We start from the raw sequence: 17,343 nt of genomic DNA on the forward strand, positions 1-17,343 counted from the left end.
GAACGCAGCGGTCGCCACGAGGGTTTTATACCGACCGCATCCTTTATCATTGCCCCATGAGTACTGATCCTTTCACCGTCGGCATCGCCTCGGTGCCGATTCCGAACAGCTACTGGGTCCGCCCGGGGCAGCTGCTCGCCGGTGAATATCCGGGGTCGATGTCGCGCGCCGAAGCGACGGAGCGCGTACAGAAGCTCCTGCACGCGGGCGTCAACAGCTTCGTCGATCTGACCGAGGAAGGCGAAATGCCTCCCTACGATCCGTTGCTGGCCGAGCTCAGCGAGCAGCAGATTCGCCACCGGCGCCTGCCGGTGCTGGACCATGGGTTGCCGGAGTCGTTCGCGCACATGGTGCGCATCCTGGATTTCATCGACAGCGAGCTGGCTGCCGGCCGTTGCGTTTATGTTCATTGCCGGGCCGGTATCGGGCGCACTGGCACGACCATCGGCTGTCATCTGGTCCGCAGCGGCCTCGGCAGCGAACAGGCGCTCGATCGGTTGCAGGATCTGTGGCAGCAGTCCGGCCGGTCGCGCCGTTGGCCGACCATTCCCGAGACCGATGAGCAGGTCGATTTCGTCCGGCAATGGCGCGAGTCGGCGACGCCGGGCACTGACGTCGATGTGTTGGCGCGTTACGAAGCCAGCATCGTCGGTCTGGCCATCGGCGATGCGTTGGGCAGCATGGTCGCGAACAGCAATTTCGACGCCGCGACTCTGGCGGCCGGCGGCGGCCTGCGTGGCACGGGCGCGCTGGTGACCGGCGCGAGCACGGCCATGACGCGTGCGTTGGCCGAGAGTCTGCTGGCCAAGGGCGTCAACGATTCCGATGACCAGATGCAGCGGTATCTCGCCTGGAGCCAAAGTGTCGGCAATATCGGCGTGCCCTCCGACGTGCGGCGGGCGCTGGCGGGTTGGCAGTGGTCGAGAAAGAAGCTCGCCGGCTCACATGATCCCGCCAATCTGGATCCGCATTCACTGCCGCGCACGCTGGTGGTCGCGATGTTTCTTCGCAGTGATGCACAGGCGGCCATCGATGCGGCCGTCGAAGCCTCCCGCACCACGCAGCAGTCGCCGGTCGTGCTGGACCTGTGCCGGGTCTGGGCGGCGTTGTTCGTGGATGCGTTCACGGGCATCGACAAGCAAACATTGCTGAGCTTCGGCGGCCCGGCCATGCAGCTGGTTCGCCAGCGGCAGCTCAAGGCGCCGGTCAAGCAGTTGCTCGAAGGGCGCGGCGCGAAGCCTTGCGCCGATGCGAACGACGCGTTGGCGGTGACCTGCGTGGCGTTGGATGCATTCGGCTCGGCGAAGACCTTGCACGATGCTTTGATTCGCGTGCTCACGTCGTCGCGAGCTGCGCCGTCAGCGGCCGCGCTCTGTGGTGCGCTGGTCGGTGCCTATCATGGTGGCGATGCCATCTCCCCGGAGTTGCAGCGGCAACTGCCGGAAGACGCCCTGTTGCGTTCGGTCGCTCGTCACTTGATGCATTGAGCGATGACGACTCGGAAGAAGCGTCCGCAAACTCGACGTCGCGTTCGCTCTCGCGAACCGGCCTGGACGCGGCTGTCCGACGAGGAGTTGTTACAGACACGCTTCTGCGACCTGCGGCTGACGCTGCGACACACGGTGATCGATAGTCACATCCGCCAGATCCGTCGCGATCTGCGCCGCCGCGGCATTCTGTTCGCGCCGCACGTCTGGCTGTCCGAGGAATGGTTCTCTCCCGATGGCGTGCCCGGCATTGCCATCGCGTTTTATATGGCGCATCCCCGGCTGATGCGTCTGGAACGCAAGATGATGGACGAGGTGGAGGGCGGCAATGCCAGCTGGCTCAACCGCATCATGCGTCACGAGTTCGCACACGCGCTCGACAACGCCTATCGCATTCGCCGCCGCAAGGAATGGCGCGAGACCTTCGGCGATCCGGACCGGCGCTATCCAAACGTGTATCGGCCGCGGCCCGCGAGTCGCGACTTCGTCTTACATCTGGGCCATTGGTACGCGCAGAGCCATCCAACGGAGGACTGGGCCGAGACGTTCGCGGTGTGGATGCAGCCCAAGGCGCGCTGGCGTCGCGACTATCAGGGCTGGCCCGCGCTCGAGAAACTCGAATATGTGGATCGGCTGATGGGCGAGCTGTCCGGCACGTTGCCGCACGTGATGAATCGCAAGCTGATCGAGCCGGTCAGCAAGAACAAAACCACGCTGGCCGAGCACTATCGCGCCAAGCGCGCCCGTTATGAGTTCGATACGCCCGATGCCTACGACTTGCGACTGAAGCGGGTCTTCGGCAAACATCACAAGGGGCGGCGGCGGGTGCGCGCCAGCACGTTCGTGCGGCAGAGCCGGCCGGAATTGGAACGTTGGTTGATGCGACGCTCGCGGTTGTACCCATATCTCGTGCATCATGTGCTGAGGGCGGTGATTGCACGCTGCCGCGAGCTGGATCTGGTGCTGGATACGTCCAAGCGCGAGGCCAAGCGTGCGTTGCTGGGCGTACTGGAGCGAATCTTGATCGACATCCTGCGGCGCGACCGCGAGCGCTACACACTATGAAGCCACGTCGCGTCCTGGTGCTGATGCATGAGAGCCTGGTGCCGCCGGCCAGCCTCAAGGGTCTCAGTGACAAGGAAATCGACGAGTTCAGGACGGAATACGACGTGAAGGCGGCGCTGGAGAAGGCCGGTCACGAGGTCAAGGCGCTCGGCCTGGGCGATAACCTCTCCGAGCTGCGCTCCATCATCACCGATTGGAAGCCCGATGTGGCGTTCAATCTGCTCGAGGAGTTCCAGGGCATCGTCACTTACGACCAGTACGTGGTCGCGTTCCTGGAGCTGATGAAGCTGCCGTACACCGGCTGCAACCCGCGCGGCATGATGATCTCGCGCGACAAGGCGCTCTCCAAACAGATTCTTTCCTATCACCGCATCCCGACGCCGGGCTTCGCGGTCATTCGCAAGGGCCAGCGCTACCGGCTGCCGCGCAAGTTGAAGTTTCCCTTGTTCGTGAAGTCGGTGACGGAGGATGCGTCGCTGGGCATTTCCCAGGCCTCGGTGGTCCCGGATGCCGACAAGTTGAAGGAGCGCATCGAGTTCATTCATGAGCAGACCAACTCGGACGCTTTGATCGAGGAATACATCGAAGGCCGCGAGCTGTACGTGGGCGTGCTGGGCAACGACCGGCTGCGCACCTTGCCTGTGTGGGAGATGGACTTCGGCACGCTGCCGGATGTGATGGCCGGCATCGCGACCCGCAAGGTGAAGTGGGATCGCCGTTACCAGAAGAAACATGGCATCCGCACCGGGGCCGCGCAGAACCTGCCGGAGGGATGCGCGGCTTATCTGGACAAATTATCCAAGCGTATCTTCCGCTCGCTCTATTTGAGCGGTTACGCGCGCATGGACTTCCGCATGCGGCCGGACGGCAGTGTGTTCGTGCTGGAAGCGAACTGCAATCCGAACATCAGTCGCGAAGAAGATTTCGCCGACTCGGCGCTTGCCGCCGGCATGGAATATCCAGCGTTGCTGGAACAAATCATCCGCGTCGGCAACAACTATCAAGCGGCCTGGCGCGCCGACGAAGAGTAATTAGAAAGCGCGCTATTCCAGAACTTTCGGCTGCGTCACGCACAAAAGCACAGCGGACCTATCGGCGTCGTCGGGAGTGACCTACCTCGTCCCGGCAGCTTTTCGGCACAGGGACGGGGCCGAAACAGCAGGGCTCACCATGGACGTGCGCCTGGGAGCGCGAGGCGCGACGGGCGGCGCCCGGTGCCGGGACGAGGTAGGTCACTCCCGGCGACGCGAACCACCGACGTCTTCTTACTCGCCCGCCTTCCCCGTCCATTGATTCAGCCACTGCTCCACTTCATGGTGCCAGCGAATGCTGTTGTTCGGTTTCAGCACCCAGTGGTTCTCATCCGGGAACATCAGCAAGCGGCTGGGAACGCCCTTGCGCTGTAGCGCTGTGAACGCGGATAGACCCTGCGCATACGGGATTCGATAATCGCGCGTGCCGTGGATGATGAGCATCGGCTTGTTCCACTTCGCGACATGATTCACCGGGTTGAACTTCTCGACGTTCTCCGGCACTTCCCATGCGATACCGCCTTGCTCCCACTCCGTGAACCACAACTCTTCGGTGGAGTAGGCCATGCCGCGGGCGTCGAAGACGCCGTCGTGATTCACCAGGCACTTGAACGGTTCGGACCAGTTGCCGGCGATCCAGTTGATCATATAACCGCCGTACGACGCGCCGAGCGCGCACATGCGCGAGCTGTCGAGCCACTGATATTTGCCGAGCGCGGCCTCGAGTCCTTTCTGCAAATCTTCAAGCGGCTTGCCGCCCCAGTCCTGGCTGATCGAATCGGTGAAGGCCTGGCCGTAGCCGGTCGAGCCGTGGAAATCGATGAACACCGACGCGTAGCCCGCGCCTGCATAGGTCTGCGGATTCCAGCGATAGCTCCAGGAATTGCCGAAGGAGCCCTGCGGGCCGCCGTGGATGATGAAGGCCACCGGATATTTCGCGCCCGGCTTGAAGTTCGCCGGCTTCATCACGTGGCCATACACCGTCGCGCCGTCGGCGCCGACGAAGGTGAACTGCTCGGGCTCGCCGAACTTGATGTCGGCGAGCGCCGCTTCGTTCATGCGAGGCAGGGCACGCAGGTCGCCGCCCTTGATGGTCAAGGCCTGCAGCTCGGCCGGCGATTTCAACGAAGATGTCGCGAGCACGATCTCTTTCTCGCCGACGCTGAAACTTTCGATGCGGCCCGGGCCGGTCAGCATGGTCGGCTTGCCGGTCTTCACATCGACCGACCACAGCGGATGCTGGCCGAAATGATCGGTGGTCGCGTACAGGGTCTTGCCGTCGTTGGCGAATGCCATGGCGTCGACCGAACGGTCCCAGTCCCTGGTGAGCGCGCGACGCTGGCCGCTCTTCACATCCATCACCACGATATGGAAACGATCGGCTTCGAAGCCGGCTCGTTCCATGGCGCGCCAGGCGAGCTGGGTGCCGTCGCGCGAATAGACGGGCTGCGTGTCCCAGGCTGGATTGTCTTCGGTCAGGTTGCGCAGGCCGCTGCCATCGGCGCCGACTTCATACAAATCGAAATTGGTCGACCAGGGCTCGGACTTGCCCTTGAGGCGGGTCGAGAACACCAGCTTGGAGCCGTCGGGCGAGAACGTATATTCGGTGGCGTCGCCGAACGGCTTGGACGGCACGTCGGCATCGAGCGCCTTGCTCACCGACACCGGTTCGGTCGCCACCCCGTTGCTGAGCTTCAGCACGAACAGTTGCGAGATCCGGCCATCGGCCCAGGTGTCCCAGTGGCGTACGAAGAGGCGGTCGTAGACTTCGCCGCTGTCCTTCGCGTCCTTGGTCTGCTTGAGTCGATCGACGCTGCACGCCAGGTCGGGGCAATCGGCAAATACTTCCAGGGACACGGCGATGCGGCCGGCATTGCTGGCGAGGCGGAACGAGCCGACATCCAGCGGCAGGTCGGTCACTTGAATGGCTTCGCCGCCGTTCGCCGGCAGACGCCATACCTGGCTGGAGCCGCTGCGCGAAGAGAGGAAATAAATCTCGCGACCGTCGGCCGACCACTCCGCCGAGCCGTCGCTTTCGGGATGGGTGGTCAGGCGGCGGGGCTGCGCGCCTTTGGTTGCTATGTCGAGCGACCAAAGATCGGTGCGACCGCGGTTCGCGGCCAGATCGGTATCGCGGACCGTATAGACCACGGTGCGGCCGTCGGGGGACAGCGCCGGATCGGACACGCGCTGCAGGCGGACCAGATCGTCGATGGTGAAGGGATGGGGAGCCGCGAGCGCGCCGAGCGGCATCAGCAAACAAGCGGACAACACACCGGCGGCAGGGGCCAACGACTGACGCATTCAAGGACTCCAGCACGGAGAAAGGGCGGGAGTATAGAAGAGGGCGCTTATTTCTTCTCGTGGATGACGGCGAAGGCGCTGGTGTAGCTGTGCAGGAACGTCGAATTCTGGATAGGCCCGAACTCTCCGTCGCAAAAGAAACCGCCGATGGGCAGGTCGGCGACCAGACGGCGGAACGCGTTACTGTCGTGGTCGGCCTGACCGTACAAACCGATGCCGCGGCCATGGCAGGAGAACAGCAGTGCCCCGGAATCGGGCGCGACCACGTGCGAGGCGCGGTAAGCGGTCAGTGTGCGTTCCAGATCGATGGCCGAGGTGGCGGCATCGCGCAGATGAAACTGGATCACGCTGTTCGAAGGCACATTGGCGCTGACCCACAGCGCGCCGCTTTGTGGATCCATGCCGAGGATGCTGCGAATCAGAAAGTCGCCCGCGCTGAACTCACTGGCGTCGGTGCGCATCGCCATGCCCAGGTGCAGTGATTGACTGAACAACTCACGATCGGGCGCGGGCAGGCGCTCGAACAGCGCCGACAGCACGTCCCGGGGCGAGCGCCCGTCGAGTTCGCGGATCAGATTCTCGTGCGCCGACGTGACGAACATGGGGTCGCCGATCGGGCGGCAGCCCTGCGCCACCACCATGTCGATATCGATGTTGCCGGTGAGGGCGAGCGTGATGCAGCCCGAGTGATAGACCTGGTTGCCCAGATACAACGCGCTGCCGCCCACCTGTCGGGCGCCGCTCGCCAGGCCGCCGATCTTCGGCGCGAGTGGATAGATCCGGTCGAGGCCGCGGATGAAAGTCTCGGCCTCGAAACTGAAAGGATCCGCCAGCATCAGAAACGATGGCTGCTGGCTGGCGGTGATGCGGAGCGCGTCTTCCCAGGCGCGCGCTTCGGCGTAAACCGGCGGCACCTGGGCAGCGTCGAGATGCGTGCCCTTCAGGCGCACGCCGGGCAACACCGCGCCAGTCAACGAAAAAGCGGGGCGATCTTCGATCTCGCGACCGCCGCCGATCACGCCGCCGCCACAGCAGCCGAAGATGAAGACGTTTTCGAACTCGCGCTGGAGCAGGGCGGGCACGGCGTCGAAGTGCGCCGAGTGTTCGGCGCTCACGAACACGATGGCCAGATCCGGTTCCTGCCGGCCCAGCCCCAGGAACACGGTCTCGGCGGCATGCTCCACGGCGGCCCGCAAGGAATTATCGGTGTCGACGGCGGATGCCCAGCGCATAGCTGTCCTGCTTGAATGCGAGTCGAGCGCCCGATTCTAGGCATTCTTTCGTCAAATGCCATTCTGCAATTCAGTGAGCGTTATTTACCGACTCGGTCAGGTTCCGTAGTGCGTGTCCACTTCCACCTGAGCTGCGGCGATCCATTCCTGCATGTATGGATCCTGGACCAGCTGTTGCTGGTAGGCCTGAGCGATCGAGTTGGAGAACGTGGCACCGTAGTGGCGGAAGCGCAGAGCTACGGGCGCGTACATGGCATCGGCGATCGAGTACTCGCCGAACAGCCACGGGCCGCGTTGCGCGAATTGCGAACGACACTCCTCCCACAACTGCTGGACGCGAACCACATCCGCTACGCCTTGCGCGGGCAGCGGCACGGTCGCGGTGCCGGTGGCCTTCATCGACCAGTTGGTACGCAGGGCCGCGAAGCCTGAATGCATCTCGGCGCTTACCGCGCGTGCCAGCGCTCGAGTGGCGGCGTCGGCGGGCCAGGCGCGCCCCTGCACCTTCTCGTTGAGGTATTCGGCGATGGCCAGCGAGTCCCAGATCTTCAGCTCGCCGTCGATCAGCAGGGGCACGCGGCGGGTCGGCGAATACTTGACGATGTCGCGGTGGAATTCGGGGGTGTCGAGCGGCAGCTTCACTTCCTCGAACGGCAGGCCGAAATGCTTCAGCACCAGCCAGGGGCGCAGCGACCAGGACGACAGATTCTTGTTGCCGATGACCAGGGTGAGCATGGGAGCCGAATAATGACTAATGACCGATGACTGGTCAGAATGCGGCAGTCCTCGCAGCCCGTCCACCGAGATTTAGTAAACCGTCGTTGAACATGTCTGAACATCACCTTGCAACGCTCGCGGTCCGCGCGGGCCAGACCCGGACCCAGGAAGGCGAGCACTCCGAGCCGATCTTCACCACCTCGAGCTATGTGTTCGCCAGCGCCGCCGACGCGGCCGCGCGTTTCGACGAAAGTGTGAAGGGCAATATCTATTCCCGTTTCACCAATCCCACTGTGCGTTGCTTCGAGGAACGGCTCGCGGCGATGGAAGGCGCGGACTCGTGTGTCGCGACCGGCTCGGGCATGGCGGCCATCCTGGCCACCTGCATGGCCTTGATGAAAGCGGGCGATCACCTCGTGTGTTCCGACAGCGTGTTCGGCTCGACCATTGCGCTGATCAATCGTTACCTGGTGAAGTTCGGCGTCGAGGTGACGTATGTGCGCCCGGATGACAACGATGCGTGGCGTCGCGCGATCAAGAGTAACACCCGATTGTTCTTCGTCGAGACGCCGTCGAATCCGCTCTCGGTGATCGCCGACATTCGCGCCATTGCCGATATCGCGCACGAGCGCGGCGTGCTGTTCGTGGTCGACAATTGTTTCTGCACGCCGGCACTGCAGAAGCCGTTCGAGCTGGGTGCCGATCTGGTGATTCACTCGGCCACCAAGTATCTGGACGGGCAGGGCCGCTGCGTCGGCGGCGCGGTGCTCGGCAACGAGCAACTGGTCGGCAAAGACGTCCTGGGCTTCCTGCGCACCACCGGGCCGAGCATGAGTCCGTTCAATGCCTGGGTGTTCCTGAAAGGATTGGAAACATTGGAGCTGCGCATGCGCGCGCATTCGGCCGCGGCGCTGCAGCTGGCGCGCTGGCTGGAAGCGCAGCCGGGCGTGAGCAAGGTTTACTACTCCGGGTTGGAGTCGCATCCGCAACACGCGCTTGCGAAGCGTCAGCAGAGTGGGTTCGGCGGCATCATTGCGTTCGATGTCGAGCACGGCCGTCAAGGCGCCTGGGCCTTTGTCGATGCGACACGTTTGCTGTCCATCACCGCGAACCTGGGCGACACCAAGAGCACCATCACTCATCCGGCGACGACGACGCATTCGCGCATCAGTCCCGCCGAGCGGGAGCGCGCGGGTATCACGGAAGGGTTGTTGCGCATCTCCGTGGGCCTGGAAGATGTCCGGGATCTGCAAGCCGATCTGGAGCGCGGCCTCGCGGCGGTGCGCGGGGTGGCGGCGTGATGGCGGGCGAGCTGTCCACCGTTCGCGGTATTTGCTTCGACCTCGATAACACGTTCTGGGACGTGATGCCGGTGATCGAGCGCGCCGAACAGGCCATGTACGATTTTCTGGCGCTCAAGTACCCGCGCGTGACCGCCGCCATGACGGTAGAGATGTTGCGCAAAGCCCGACAGGAAACCGCGCGCGCCCACCCCCAAATGGCGCATGACTTCACTTTTTTGCGCCGGCAGACCCTGGCGGAGCATGCGCGGGAGTTCGGCTACGCCGAGGCCATGGCGGACGAGGCGTTCGAGGCGTTTGCCCAGGCCCGCAATGAAGTGGTGCTCTACGACGACGTGCGCCCCGGGCTGGACTGGCTCAAGCCGCACTTCCGGTTGTTCACCGCCAGCAACGGCAACGCCGATCTAAAACGCATCGGTCTGGCGCATTATTTCGAGCGCTGCCTGGCCGCTCGCGAGGTCGGGGCATTGAAGCCGGATCCGCTGTTGTTCCACAAGGTAATCGAAGGCACCGGTCTGACACCCCAACAGGTTGTGTATGTGGGCGACGATCCGGCCCTCGACGTGGTCGGAGCCCGGGCCGCCGGTATGCATCCGGTGTGGATCAACCGCGGCGAGTTCGAATGGCCGGCCGAATTTGGGGCGCCGGTGCATACAGTGCGAACCTTGCAGGAGCTCGGCGCCCTGTTGGGGCTGCGCTCCTGAGCCGGTTTGCGCAGGACGGTCCATCCGGGTGCGCTGCGTGCCCGATACATTCGCCGTTGTATCCCTATTTTCAAGGACCTGCGGGCCTTGTCGACGATTGCCTTGACTCTTTGATTGGCGTACATTCCGCGCCGTTCGTTGTGCCTTTGCCCGCTTTTTTCTCTGGCTTGGCCAGCCGGGTCATTGACGACCCTTTTTTCGGCCAACTTCTGAAAAATCCGACGAGACCGCGAACGTAGGCCTGGGAACCTCAACCGCATGAACTCGAGTCAGGAACGACCGGGGAGTGCAGGGGCGGAGCCCGAATGTAACCAGGCCTCGCAGTGATGATATTTCCCAGCAGGGGGATCGCGCTCGAGGCTTTTTCAGAGAGACTGTATCGCTATGACAAAGATCTATGTGGGTAACCTGCCGTTCTCCGCGAACGAGGACCAGGTTCGCCAGTTGTTCGAAGCTCACGGCACCGTCGAGTCTGTCGCCCTGATCAACGACCGTGAAACCGGTCGTCCTCGCGGCTTCGGCTTCGTGGAAATGCCGCGTGCCGATGCTCAGCGCGCCATCCAATCCTTGAACGGCAAGGACATGGGCGGCCGTCCCCTGCGTGTCAATGAAGCGCAGGAACGTCAGGGTGGTGGTGGTGGCGGCGGCGGCGGCCGTGGTCCCCGTGGCCCGGGCGGCGGTGGCGGCGGTGGCGGCCGCTGGTAATAAGCGGGCAACACAACGAAGCCAGCTTCGCTTGTAAGCAAGGCCCCGAGGTAGCAATACCTCGGGGTCTTTCTTTTTGGGCGGGCATTTTTTGGGATCTGCATCACAGATCCGGTGCGAGCCAATTCACATAACCGGCGGCATCAGGCGATGCCGCATGACGCGCGGTTACAACCCAGTAAACCATTCGTATTGTTGCAGTTGTGTTACGGATGTATGACGTCCGCCCCTGCACGGATTGGTCTTACCGGAGAATGTAGTGAAGCATCAGTTTCTAGCGGCCGCCGCTGCCGCCGCCGCCTTGAGTATGGGGTCCGCGGCCCACGCCGCATCGAATGACGAGATCGCGCAGATCCGCTCGCAGTTACAAAGTCTCATGCAGCGAGTCGACAAGCTCGAAGCCGAGAACGACACCCTCAAGGCCGAGAACGACCAGCTCAAGGCGCAGACCGAACAGGTCACCAAGCAGCTCGCCGCCACCAATCATCAGAGCGCGGACAAGCTGACGCCGCCGCCCGCCGCGAAGGCCGCCGATTGGCCGAACCGCATCGTGCTCAAAGGTGACGTTCGTTATCGTCACCAGGAAACCGACGATGAGAGCGCCAGCGCCAGGCGCGATGAAGATCTGCTCCGCGCGCGCCTTGGCGTGGAGGCCAAAGTCAACGACAACATCGTCGCTGCGATCGGCGTCGCCACGTCCTCCGCGCCCGGCAATCCGCGAGGCGCGAACGTGCAGCTCGACGGCGAGTTCTCGCGCAAGTCGTTATATCTCGATCTGGCCTATTTCGATTGGACGTTCGCCGACAACGCGCATTTCATCGCCGGCAAGATGAAGATGCCGTTCGCGCGTCCCGGTCAGAGCCTGTTCTGGGATAACGACATCAATCCCGAAGGCATTGCGTTGACCTATGGCACCGGCTCGCTATTCGGCTCGGTATGGGGTTACTGGATCGAAGAGAACGTACCGGCCACCACCACGGTGACCACCACGACCGATACCAAAATGTATGGTCTGCAGCTGGGCAATCGTTTCGATCTCGGCGGCAACAATCTGGTGGTGATGGCGTCGTACTACGATATCGCCGCGGCCAAGAATCGTCGTCCGTTCTATAACGGCTCCTCGAACGGCAACTCGCTCACGCCGACCGGCGGTCTCGCTTACGATTTCCAGGTCGTGAGCCTCGGGGCGGAATACAACACCAGGCTGGGCGAGCTGCCGCTGCAGGTGTGGGCCGACGTCGCTCGCAATCTCGACGCCGAATATGACACTGCGTACACGATGGGCACGATGATCGGCAAAGCGTCGAATCCGGGCACGTGGGAAACGGGCCTCGCTTATCAGCTGATCGAGAAGGACGCGTTGTTCGCCCAACACATCGATTCCGACTTCGGCGGGGGCCTGTCGGATTCCGGCGGCTGGGTTCTGCGCGCGGGCTACGCCCCGGCCAAGAACTGGGTGTTGAACGCCACGTATTTCAAGAACGTCAACAACCAGGACGTGGGCACCGAGTACGATTTCGATCGGCTCATGCTCGACTTCAATACCAGGTTCTAGAACAGGCGCCGATGTTTACTGGAGCCCTCTGCCGGCGCGGCAGGGGGCTTTCCTTTTTGTGATCAGCAAACATCGCGGGTGAGTGCCAGGGGAACTTTCTCACACAACGCCGCAGATCCATCCAAAGTCTTATTGCGAACTCGCCGTCGGGAACCGTATCTAAGAGTCATGGATTAAATTCCTGACGGCAGTTGCCGATGTCTTGGTACAAAGGTCATGCACGAGGTGCCTGGCGATGAGCGAAGAGGGCCCAGCAGCGGTAGTCGCGGTTCCCAATCTGCGCGAGTTCTTTCACGACTCGGTGCAGAAGGCGCTACGTAACCAGCGCGTGGACGTCGACGATCACACCGAGCACTATGTGGTGAACGTACTGACCATGTTCGCGCGCTCCGAAGAGCTGTACGAGCGAACTTCCGAAGGCGTGCGCCTCCGGCCTCTTGCTCACATGCTGGCGGATGCGTCCGCCGCGCCGTCCAGTCAGCAGCGTGACGAAGCGCTGCGCCGTTTGGGCGATGTCTCTTTGTTCATCGCCGGTTTCTTCGCGCAAAGCTTCGCGCGCAAACTCGTCGACGTCGATTACCACATCGCCATGGGCGGCCGCGCGTACGGCACGCTCGCCGAGAACATGCGCTATTCGATGCGCGGTCAGGCGTTCGCGACGGTGTTCCTGGAGCTGGCCAAAAAATTTCAGCGGCTGGTGGATGTGCTCAACGATGTGGCCGAGATGGCCTATCAGCACACCGACAAGGACATCCTGCGCCTGTACGAGATCTGGCTGAAGACCGGCAGCCCGCGCGCCTTTGCGATCCTGCAGCGCTTGGGTGTGGCGCCGGTGAATGCCGGGAGAAAGGAGCACTGACATGCTGCTGCGTCGTATGCAGTCGCTTCTGACCCGACTGTACGATGCACCCGTCGAGCACGATGCCGAGGATTTTCTGATCAGCGATCCGCAGCGGCTGCGCGAGGTCGTCGGTGACGAACGCGGGCCGCTCAGCGACGAGCAAGTGTTCGTGGTGCAGGAAGACGGCGGTGTGCGCATCGGCCTGTTCATCGACGAGCGCGTGCTCGATCGCCTGCAACGTCGCAATCCGCTCGACGCGCTCGACGAAGGCAATCTGCACGACTTCTGCACGGCGCTCGAAGGCGTCAGTCATTTCCATTACTTGATCTGGAGCCTGGCTCGCGGTCGGCCGGTGTCGCTGCTGGAGTTGGAGTTGCAGGCCGAGGTGGATAAGTACGCCACGGCGCTGGCTTTGATCACACAGCAGCGCGCGGGCGCTTTCCCGGGCGCGCTTCATGCGCGGATGTTCAGCGGGGTGAGCTTTCTGCCGCAGCTGGATGAGATCAGCCGGCGTCGCTATGAAGAGGCGAATCGTCACGCGGCCCGGTACTGCCGGTCATTGGATCAGCGGTATCTGCACCCGCGGCGCTCGCAGCCGGAGAAGTGGCTCGCCGAGCTGCGCCGGTTCTTCCGCTGCGGGCATCAGGAGAAGATTCGCCAGCTGGCGGTTTGAACCACCAATTACTCGCCGCGCTTGGTCTCGCCGACGCGCTTCTTCATCTCGATCCACTTCGACAGCTCGCGCAGGTCGCGCTTCGGCGCCGTCGGCTTGCGCTTCAGCAGGCCGCTCTCGTATGGGTTGTAGCCCAGACGGGTGCCCTTGGCGTTGTTCTGGATCGGCGTATTGGCCGGCTGCTCCTCTTCCATGAAGGACAGGCCGGGATGATCGAGAGCTTTGCGACGCGCCCGCTCGCCGTGCTCGCCATCCTCGCTCAGGCCATCGCTCCACGCGTAGACCGCGTTACCCCGATCGTCGAAAGCAATGCGCCCTGGCTGCCTCGCAGGTTCGACCACTCGCGGCCGCAGCCGGAGACCCAGTTTTTTCAGATCGTCATTCAACTCCGCTTCTCCATTTCAACCTGTGCCAACCCTCTTCATCCCTTTAGAGGCGTGCCGCTATTGAATTGCTTCGTCGCAGTGCACGCAAGTTGCAAAAGTGTGATGCGGATGCCGAATGCGAACGACCCACTGTCATGCATCCCGACAGTGGTACAAATGCGATAAAAATACCGACAGAGACTCCCCCTAGCCCGCCGAGGTTTGCACATAGGGGAGGGCGCGAAGCAGGGCCGCCAGGGTCTTGCCGTCGCGGATCTCACCGGACTGCGCCATCCGCACGGCTTCGTCGAACGGCACCCAATGCGCGTCCAGAACTTCGGCGGCTTCGAGCTGATTGGGGACCTCGGTCAGCCCGGTGGCGAGGAACAGGTGGATCACCTCCGTGAAAATCCCGGGAGAAGACAGGCAGTCGCCGAGGCTGCGCCACTCGCTCGCGCGGCGGCCGGCTTCTTCCTCCAGCTCACGCTGCGCGGTCTGCAGCGGCGGTTCCTTGTTATCGAGCTTGCCGGCCGGGAGCTCCCAGATGAAGCCCTTGGCCGCGTGCCGGTACTGCCGCACGAGGCAGACCCGATTGGCGTCGTCGAGGGCGAGGATGGCGGCGCCGCCCGGGTGATAGACCATCTCGAGGGTGGCGACGTAATCGTTCGGCAGCCGCACTTGCTCGACATTCACCTGGATCACTCGTCCGGTGAAGACGGGGGTGATTTTCTCGACACTCATGAGCTCAACCTTGGGGATCGGATTCGTCGGCGGGCGCGGCTTCGTCGTCCTCGGCGGCGTCTTCGGCCGACTGCTTGGACATCTTCGAGGGCGTGGTGGCCGTGCCGATGCGATAGGCGGCAAAGCCGGGCAGCACCACTTGATTCAACGCCATGCCCAGCACGCGGCCGCTGGTGGGGGCGTAGATGCGATGCTGTTGATTCGAGATCGGGTCGGTAACCACACCGAGCAGCTCGCCTTCGCTGACCCGCTCGCCGAGCGCCACGTCGGAGAACAGGATGCCGCCGTGATCCACGCGCACCCACTTGGAGGCGTAGTACACCGGCTCCGGGTCGCCCCAGTAACGCCGTTGCTTGGTCATCCCGAGCGAGTAGAGCAATGTTTCCACCGCCTTGGCGCCATGCTCGACCTGTTCGGACTGCACGCGCATGGGTTCACCCATTTCGAACGTGACCGAAGGAATTCCTGCCTCGGTGGCCGCCCTTCGCAACGATCCTCTTTCGCCAACGCTGTGCAGGACGACCGTCGCGCCGAAAGCTTTGGTCATGCGCGACACCTGCGGCAGGCGCAAGTCGGCGCGGACCTGCGGCAGATTGGTCCGATTCAACGAGCCGGTGTGTAGATCGATCAACGCCGAGCAATTCTTCACCACCTCGGTGAAGAACGAGTGCGCCATGCGCGTGGCGGCGCTGCCTTTGGGGTTGCCCGGGAAGTAACGATTCAGGTCGCGGCGGTCCGGCAGATAGCGAGCGCCGCGATAAAAGCCCTGGATGTTGACGATGGGCACGCCGATGACGGCGCCATTCAATTCCTCGACATCGATATCGTCGAGCACCCGACGCGCCACTTCGATGCCGTTCAACTCATCGCCATGCACGGCCGCGGTCAGGCACAGCACCGGGCCGGGGCCTTTACCGTTGAGCACGAACACCGGCACGGGCGAGACGAAACCTTCCATCGCCTGGCCGCTGGTCCAGGTGAGTTTCTTGCGGGTGCCGGGCGGCACCTCGCTGCCGAGCAAGCGCAGGCGACCCTTGGGCTTCAGCGTTTCGGTGCCTTCCATCGTGGCGGGCGCCGGCGTGGGTTCGGCGCCGTGCACCAGGGCGCAAGTCAGGCAACCGAGCAGCAGCGAGGCGGCTAACCGTTTCATGACGCCTTCTTCACGAACTTCAGCGTGAACCGGTCGCTCTCGCCGATTTGTTTGTAACGCTCATCGGCGCCGTCGGCGAGGCCGGGCGGCAAGGTCCACACGCCCTTTTCGTAGTTCTTGGTGTCCTTGGGATTGGCGTTGATCTCGGAGCGGCCGACCAGCTCGAAGCCGGCGGCTTCGATCATGCGGATCGCGTAATCCTCGTTGATATAGCCCGAGGCGGCCTTGGGATCCTGGGGCAGCTTCGGGTCGCCTCGGTGCGCGACCACGCCCAGCACGCCGCCTGGTTTGAGTGCGGCATGCATGGCGGCGAGCGCGTCGCGCTCCCAGCCGAACATCATCCAGTTGTGCAGATTGCGGAAGGTCAGCACCAGGTCGGCCGAGCCGGCCGGCGCGATCTCGCTCTTCGCCGGCGGCCCGGCCAGCGTGGTCGTGATCACCTTGCCGTACAGGTCGGGCCGCAGCTGAAGCATCTCGCGATAGCTGTCGACCGCGTTCTTGGCGTACTCGCCCGAGGCGGGGTCGAGCAGGGCGGAGTACAGCTGACCGTGCTCCTTGAGCAACGGCGCGAGGATCTCGGTGTACCAGCCGGCTCCGGGCCACACTTCGACCACGGTCATGTCCTGGCGGATGCCGAAGAACTCCAATGTCTGTTTGGGGTGGCGGTAAACGTCCCGGGCGCGATGCTCGGGGGCGCGGTGTTCGCCTTTCAGGAGGGTGTCGAGCGCGGCGCTGGTGGCCGGATCGGTGGCAGGCGTCGTCGCGCACGCAGTCAGCAATATCGCGCTCAGCAGGAGCCAGCTGAACGACCGGGCGACGCAGGGCAATCTCATTCCTTATCCTCGCGACCTGACAAGCCGCGAAGATACCAAAACCGGCCCCAGCCACGCCCTGCGGAGCGTGGCCCGGGCCGACGGAACTGGTTCAGTAACGGCAGCCTGGTTGCAGCAGGCTGTCGTTAGCTGGCTACCAGCGACCGTTCTGGCGTGGCGGACGGGCTTCGCGTTCGCGAGCCTCGTTCACACGCAGCGGGCGGCCACCCATGTCGAAACCATTCATGTGCTGAATGGCCGTCTGAGCGTCGCCGGAAGGCATTTCCACGAAGCCGAAGCCGCGCGGCCGCCCTGTTTCCCGATCGTTCACCAGTTTGACCGATTGCACCGTGCCGTGTTTTTCGAACAGGGAACGGACATCCGTTTCAGTAGCGCTGAACGGCAGATTGCCAACGTAGATCGTCGTCATCGAAGGTCACTCTTTGAGGCCAGACAAAAGTTGCAGCCAAACGATCGCCTCCGCAAAGCTCATGGGCTTCCGGATGAAAGTACGATCGCCGTGTCTTGGTCGCTGACAATCAACCATGGGAATGGCGTGGCGGTAGACGAGCTTGTAAAGCGCGTAGGTCCGAAGGTCGCTCTTGTAGGTTGAAATGCGTATTCAGCTGACCGCGGCCGATACTACGTCAGCCTTTTGGC

Annotated in this window: 17 protein-coding genes; 9 read left to right on the top strand and 8 right to left on the bottom strand. The window is 63.1% G+C overall.

Annotation, left to right across the window (positions count from 1 at the left end; genetic code table 11):
• The first annotated feature begins 56 nt into the window (after positions 1 to 56).
• From EKO19_RS11910 to EKO19_RS11920, 3 genes are read left to right on the top strand one after another with little or no spacing between them, the layout of a single operon-like run.
• A complete protein-coding gene (locus EKO19_RS11910) occupies positions 57 to 1,487 on the top strand; it encodes an ADP-ribosylglycohydrolase family protein (protein WP_129776632.1) in 1,431 nt (476 codons plus the stop codon).
• A gap of 3 nt (positions 1,488 to 1,490) precedes the next feature.
• Positions 1,491 to 2,552 carry a putative zinc-binding metallopeptidase gene (locus EKO19_RS11915; RefSeq protein WP_129776633.1) on the top strand — a complete coding sequence of 354 codons (1,062 nt, stop codon included), beginning with the start codon at positions 1,491 to 1,493 and terminating at the stop codon, positions 2,550 to 2,552.
• Complete coding sequence (locus tag EKO19_RS11920) at positions 2,549 to 3,583, top strand: D-alanine--D-alanine ligase family protein (RefSeq protein ID WP_129776634.1); 1,035 nt, start codon at positions 2,549 to 2,551, stop codon at positions 3,581 to 3,583. Before EKO19_RS11915 ends, EKO19_RS11920 begins: the two co-directional genes overlap by 4 nt.
• 234 nt (positions 3,584 to 3,817) lie before the next feature.
• Here the strand turns inward: EKO19_RS11920 and EKO19_RS11925 are convergent, their stop codons facing one another.
• From EKO19_RS11925 to EKO19_RS11935, 3 genes are all read right to left on the bottom strand, one after another.
• A complete protein-coding gene (locus EKO19_RS11925; RefSeq protein WP_129776635.1) occupies positions 3,818 to 5,887 on the bottom strand; it encodes a S9 family peptidase in 2,070 nt (689 codons plus the stop codon).
• Positions 5,888 to 5,934: 47 nt separating this feature from the next.
• Entirely contained in the window at positions 5,935 to 7,119 is a 1,185-nt protein-coding gene (locus tag EKO19_RS11930; RefSeq protein ID WP_129776636.1) for an FIST signal transduction protein, read from the bottom strand.
• Positions 7,120 to 7,215: 96 nt separating this feature from the next.
• Positions 7,216 to 7,854 (bottom strand): glutathione S-transferase family protein, encoded by a 639-nt coding sequence (locus EKO19_RS11935; protein WP_129776637.1) that lies wholly within the window; start codon positions 7,852 to 7,854, stop codon positions 7,216 to 7,218.
• Positions 7,855 to 7,946: 92 nt separating this feature from the next.
• Between EKO19_RS11935 and EKO19_RS11940 the strand changes: the two genes are divergently transcribed.
• The 6 genes from EKO19_RS11940 (at position 7,947) to EKO19_RS11965 (ending at position 13,615) form a co-directional block, all read left to right on the top strand.
• Complete coding sequence (locus tag EKO19_RS11940; RefSeq protein WP_129776638.1) at positions 7,947 to 9,137, top strand: O-succinylhomoserine sulfhydrylase; 1,191 nt, start codon at positions 7,947 to 7,949, stop codon at positions 9,135 to 9,137.
• Positions 9,137 to 9,841, top strand: coding sequence for an HAD family hydrolase (locus EKO19_RS11945; RefSeq protein ID WP_129776639.1), 705 nt, complete (start codon positions 9,137 to 9,139; stop codon positions 9,839 to 9,841). The genes EKO19_RS11940 and EKO19_RS11945 overlap by 1 nt, the downstream gene beginning before the upstream one ends.
• A gap of 384 nt (positions 9,842 to 10,225) precedes the next feature.
• Positions 10,226 to 10,546 carry an RNA recognition motif domain-containing protein gene (locus EKO19_RS11950; protein ID WP_129776640.1) on the top strand — a complete coding sequence of 107 codons (321 nt, stop codon included), beginning with the start codon at positions 10,226 to 10,228 and terminating at the stop codon, positions 10,544 to 10,546.
• A 259-nt stretch (positions 10,547 to 10,805) separates the two neighbouring features.
• The gene (locus tag EKO19_RS11955; RefSeq protein WP_129776641.1) at positions 10,806 to 12,101 is read left to right on the top strand and encodes a putative porin; all 1,296 of its coding nucleotides are present in this window, start codon (positions 10,806 to 10,808) and stop codon (positions 12,099 to 12,101) included.
• Between the two features lie 235 nt (positions 12,102 to 12,336).
• On the top strand, positions 12,337 to 12,960 hold the full coding sequence (locus EKO19_RS11960; protein WP_129776642.1) for a hypothetical protein: 624 nt from the start codon (positions 12,337 to 12,339) through the stop codon (positions 12,958 to 12,960).
• A gap of 1 nt (position 12,961) precedes the next feature.
• Entirely contained in the window at positions 12,962 to 13,615 is a 654-nt protein-coding gene (locus tag EKO19_RS11965) for a hypothetical protein (protein ID WP_129776643.1), read from the top strand.
• 8 nt (positions 13,616 to 13,623) lie between these two features.
• On the opposite strand, the gene EKO19_RS11970 is transcribed toward EKO19_RS11965, so the two are convergent.
• From EKO19_RS11970 to EKO19_RS11990, 5 genes are all read right to left on the bottom strand, one after another.
• The gene (locus EKO19_RS11970; RefSeq protein ID WP_129776644.1) at positions 13,624 to 14,001 is read right to left on the bottom strand and encodes a hypothetical protein; all 378 of its coding nucleotides are present in this window, start codon (positions 13,999 to 14,001) and stop codon (positions 13,624 to 13,626) included.
• Positions 14,002 to 14,187: 186 nt separating this feature from the next.
• A complete protein-coding gene (locus EKO19_RS11975; protein ID WP_129776645.1) occupies positions 14,188 to 14,721 on the bottom strand; it encodes an NUDIX hydrolase in 534 nt (177 codons plus the stop codon).
• 4 nt (positions 14,722 to 14,725) lie between these two features.
• On the bottom strand, positions 14,726 to 15,871 hold the full coding sequence (locus tag EKO19_RS11980) for a succinylglutamate desuccinylase/aspartoacylase family protein (protein WP_129776646.1): 1,146 nt from the start codon (positions 15,869 to 15,871) through the stop codon (positions 14,726 to 14,728).
• On the bottom strand, positions 15,868 to 16,704 hold the full coding sequence (locus EKO19_RS11985) for a class I SAM-dependent methyltransferase (RefSeq protein WP_129776647.1): 837 nt from the start codon (positions 16,702 to 16,704) through the stop codon (positions 15,868 to 15,870). Before EKO19_RS11985 ends, EKO19_RS11980 begins: the two co-directional genes overlap by 4 nt.
• 133 nt (positions 16,705 to 16,837) lie before the next feature.
• On the bottom strand, positions 16,838 to 17,113 hold the full coding sequence (locus tag EKO19_RS11990) for an RNA recognition motif domain-containing protein (protein ID WP_129776648.1): 276 nt from the start codon (positions 17,111 to 17,113) through the stop codon (positions 16,838 to 16,840).
• Positions 17,114 to 17,343 lie beyond the last annotated feature (230 nt).

Source organism: Peristeroidobacter soli, from assembly GCF_004138485.1.
In the GTDB taxonomy this organism is placed as follows: domain Bacteria; phylum Pseudomonadota; class Gammaproteobacteria; order Steroidobacterales; family Steroidobacteraceae; genus Steroidobacter; species Steroidobacter soli.

What these genes read in the sequence shown, in the direction of transcription:
- EKO19_RS11910 (WP_129776632.1), top strand. Translation starts at nt 57, where the DNA reads ATGAGTACTGATCCTTTCACCGTCGGCATCGCCTCGGTGCCGATTCCG.
- EKO19_RS11915 (WP_129776633.1), top strand. Translation starts at nt 1,491, where the DNA reads ATGACGACTCGGAAGAAGCGTCCGCAAACTCGACGTCGCGTTCGCTCT.
- EKO19_RS11920 (WP_129776634.1), top strand. Translation starts at nt 2,549, where the DNA reads ATGAAGCCACGTCGCGTCCTGGTGCTGATGCATGAGAGCCTGGTGCCG.
- EKO19_RS11925 (WP_129776635.1), bottom strand. Translation starts at nt 5,887, where the DNA reads ATGCGTCAGTCGTTGGCCCCTGCCGCCGGTGTGTTGTCCGCTTGTTTG.
- EKO19_RS11930 (WP_129776636.1), bottom strand. Translation starts at nt 7,119, where the DNA reads ATGCGCTGGGCATCCGCCGTCGACACCGATAATTCCTTGCGGGCCGCC.
- EKO19_RS11935 (WP_129776637.1), bottom strand. Translation starts at nt 7,854, where the DNA reads ATGCTCACCCTGGTCATCGGCAACAAGAATCTGTCGTCCTGGTCGCTG.
- EKO19_RS11940 (WP_129776638.1), top strand. Translation starts at nt 7,947, where the DNA reads ATGTCTGAACATCACCTTGCAACGCTCGCGGTCCGCGCGGGCCAGACC.
- EKO19_RS11945 (WP_129776639.1), top strand. Translation starts at nt 9,137, where the DNA reads ATGGCGGGCGAGCTGTCCACCGTTCGCGGTATTTGCTTCGACCTCGAT.
- EKO19_RS11950 (WP_129776640.1), top strand. Translation starts at nt 10,226, where the DNA reads ATGACAAAGATCTATGTGGGTAACCTGCCGTTCTCCGCGAACGAGGAC.
- EKO19_RS11960 (WP_129776642.1), top strand. Translation starts at nt 12,337, where the DNA reads ATGAGCGAAGAGGGCCCAGCAGCGGTAGTCGCGGTTCCCAATCTGCGC.
- EKO19_RS11965 (WP_129776643.1), top strand. Translation starts at nt 12,962, where the DNA reads ATGCTGCTGCGTCGTATGCAGTCGCTTCTGACCCGACTGTACGATGCA.
- EKO19_RS11975 (WP_129776645.1), bottom strand. Translation starts at nt 14,721, where the DNA reads ATGAGTGTCGAGAAAATCACCCCCGTCTTCACCGGACGAGTGATCCAG.
- EKO19_RS11980 (WP_129776646.1), bottom strand. Translation starts at nt 15,871, where the DNA reads ATGAAACGGTTAGCCGCCTCGCTGCTGCTCGGTTGCCTGACTTGCGCC.
- EKO19_RS11985 (WP_129776647.1), bottom strand. Translation starts at nt 16,704, where the DNA reads ATGAGATTGCCCTGCGTCGCCCGGTCGTTCAGCTGGCTCCTGCTGAGC.
- EKO19_RS11990 (WP_129776648.1), bottom strand. Translation starts at nt 17,113, where the DNA reads ATGACGACGATCTACGTTGGCAATCTGCCGTTCAGCGCTACTGAAACG.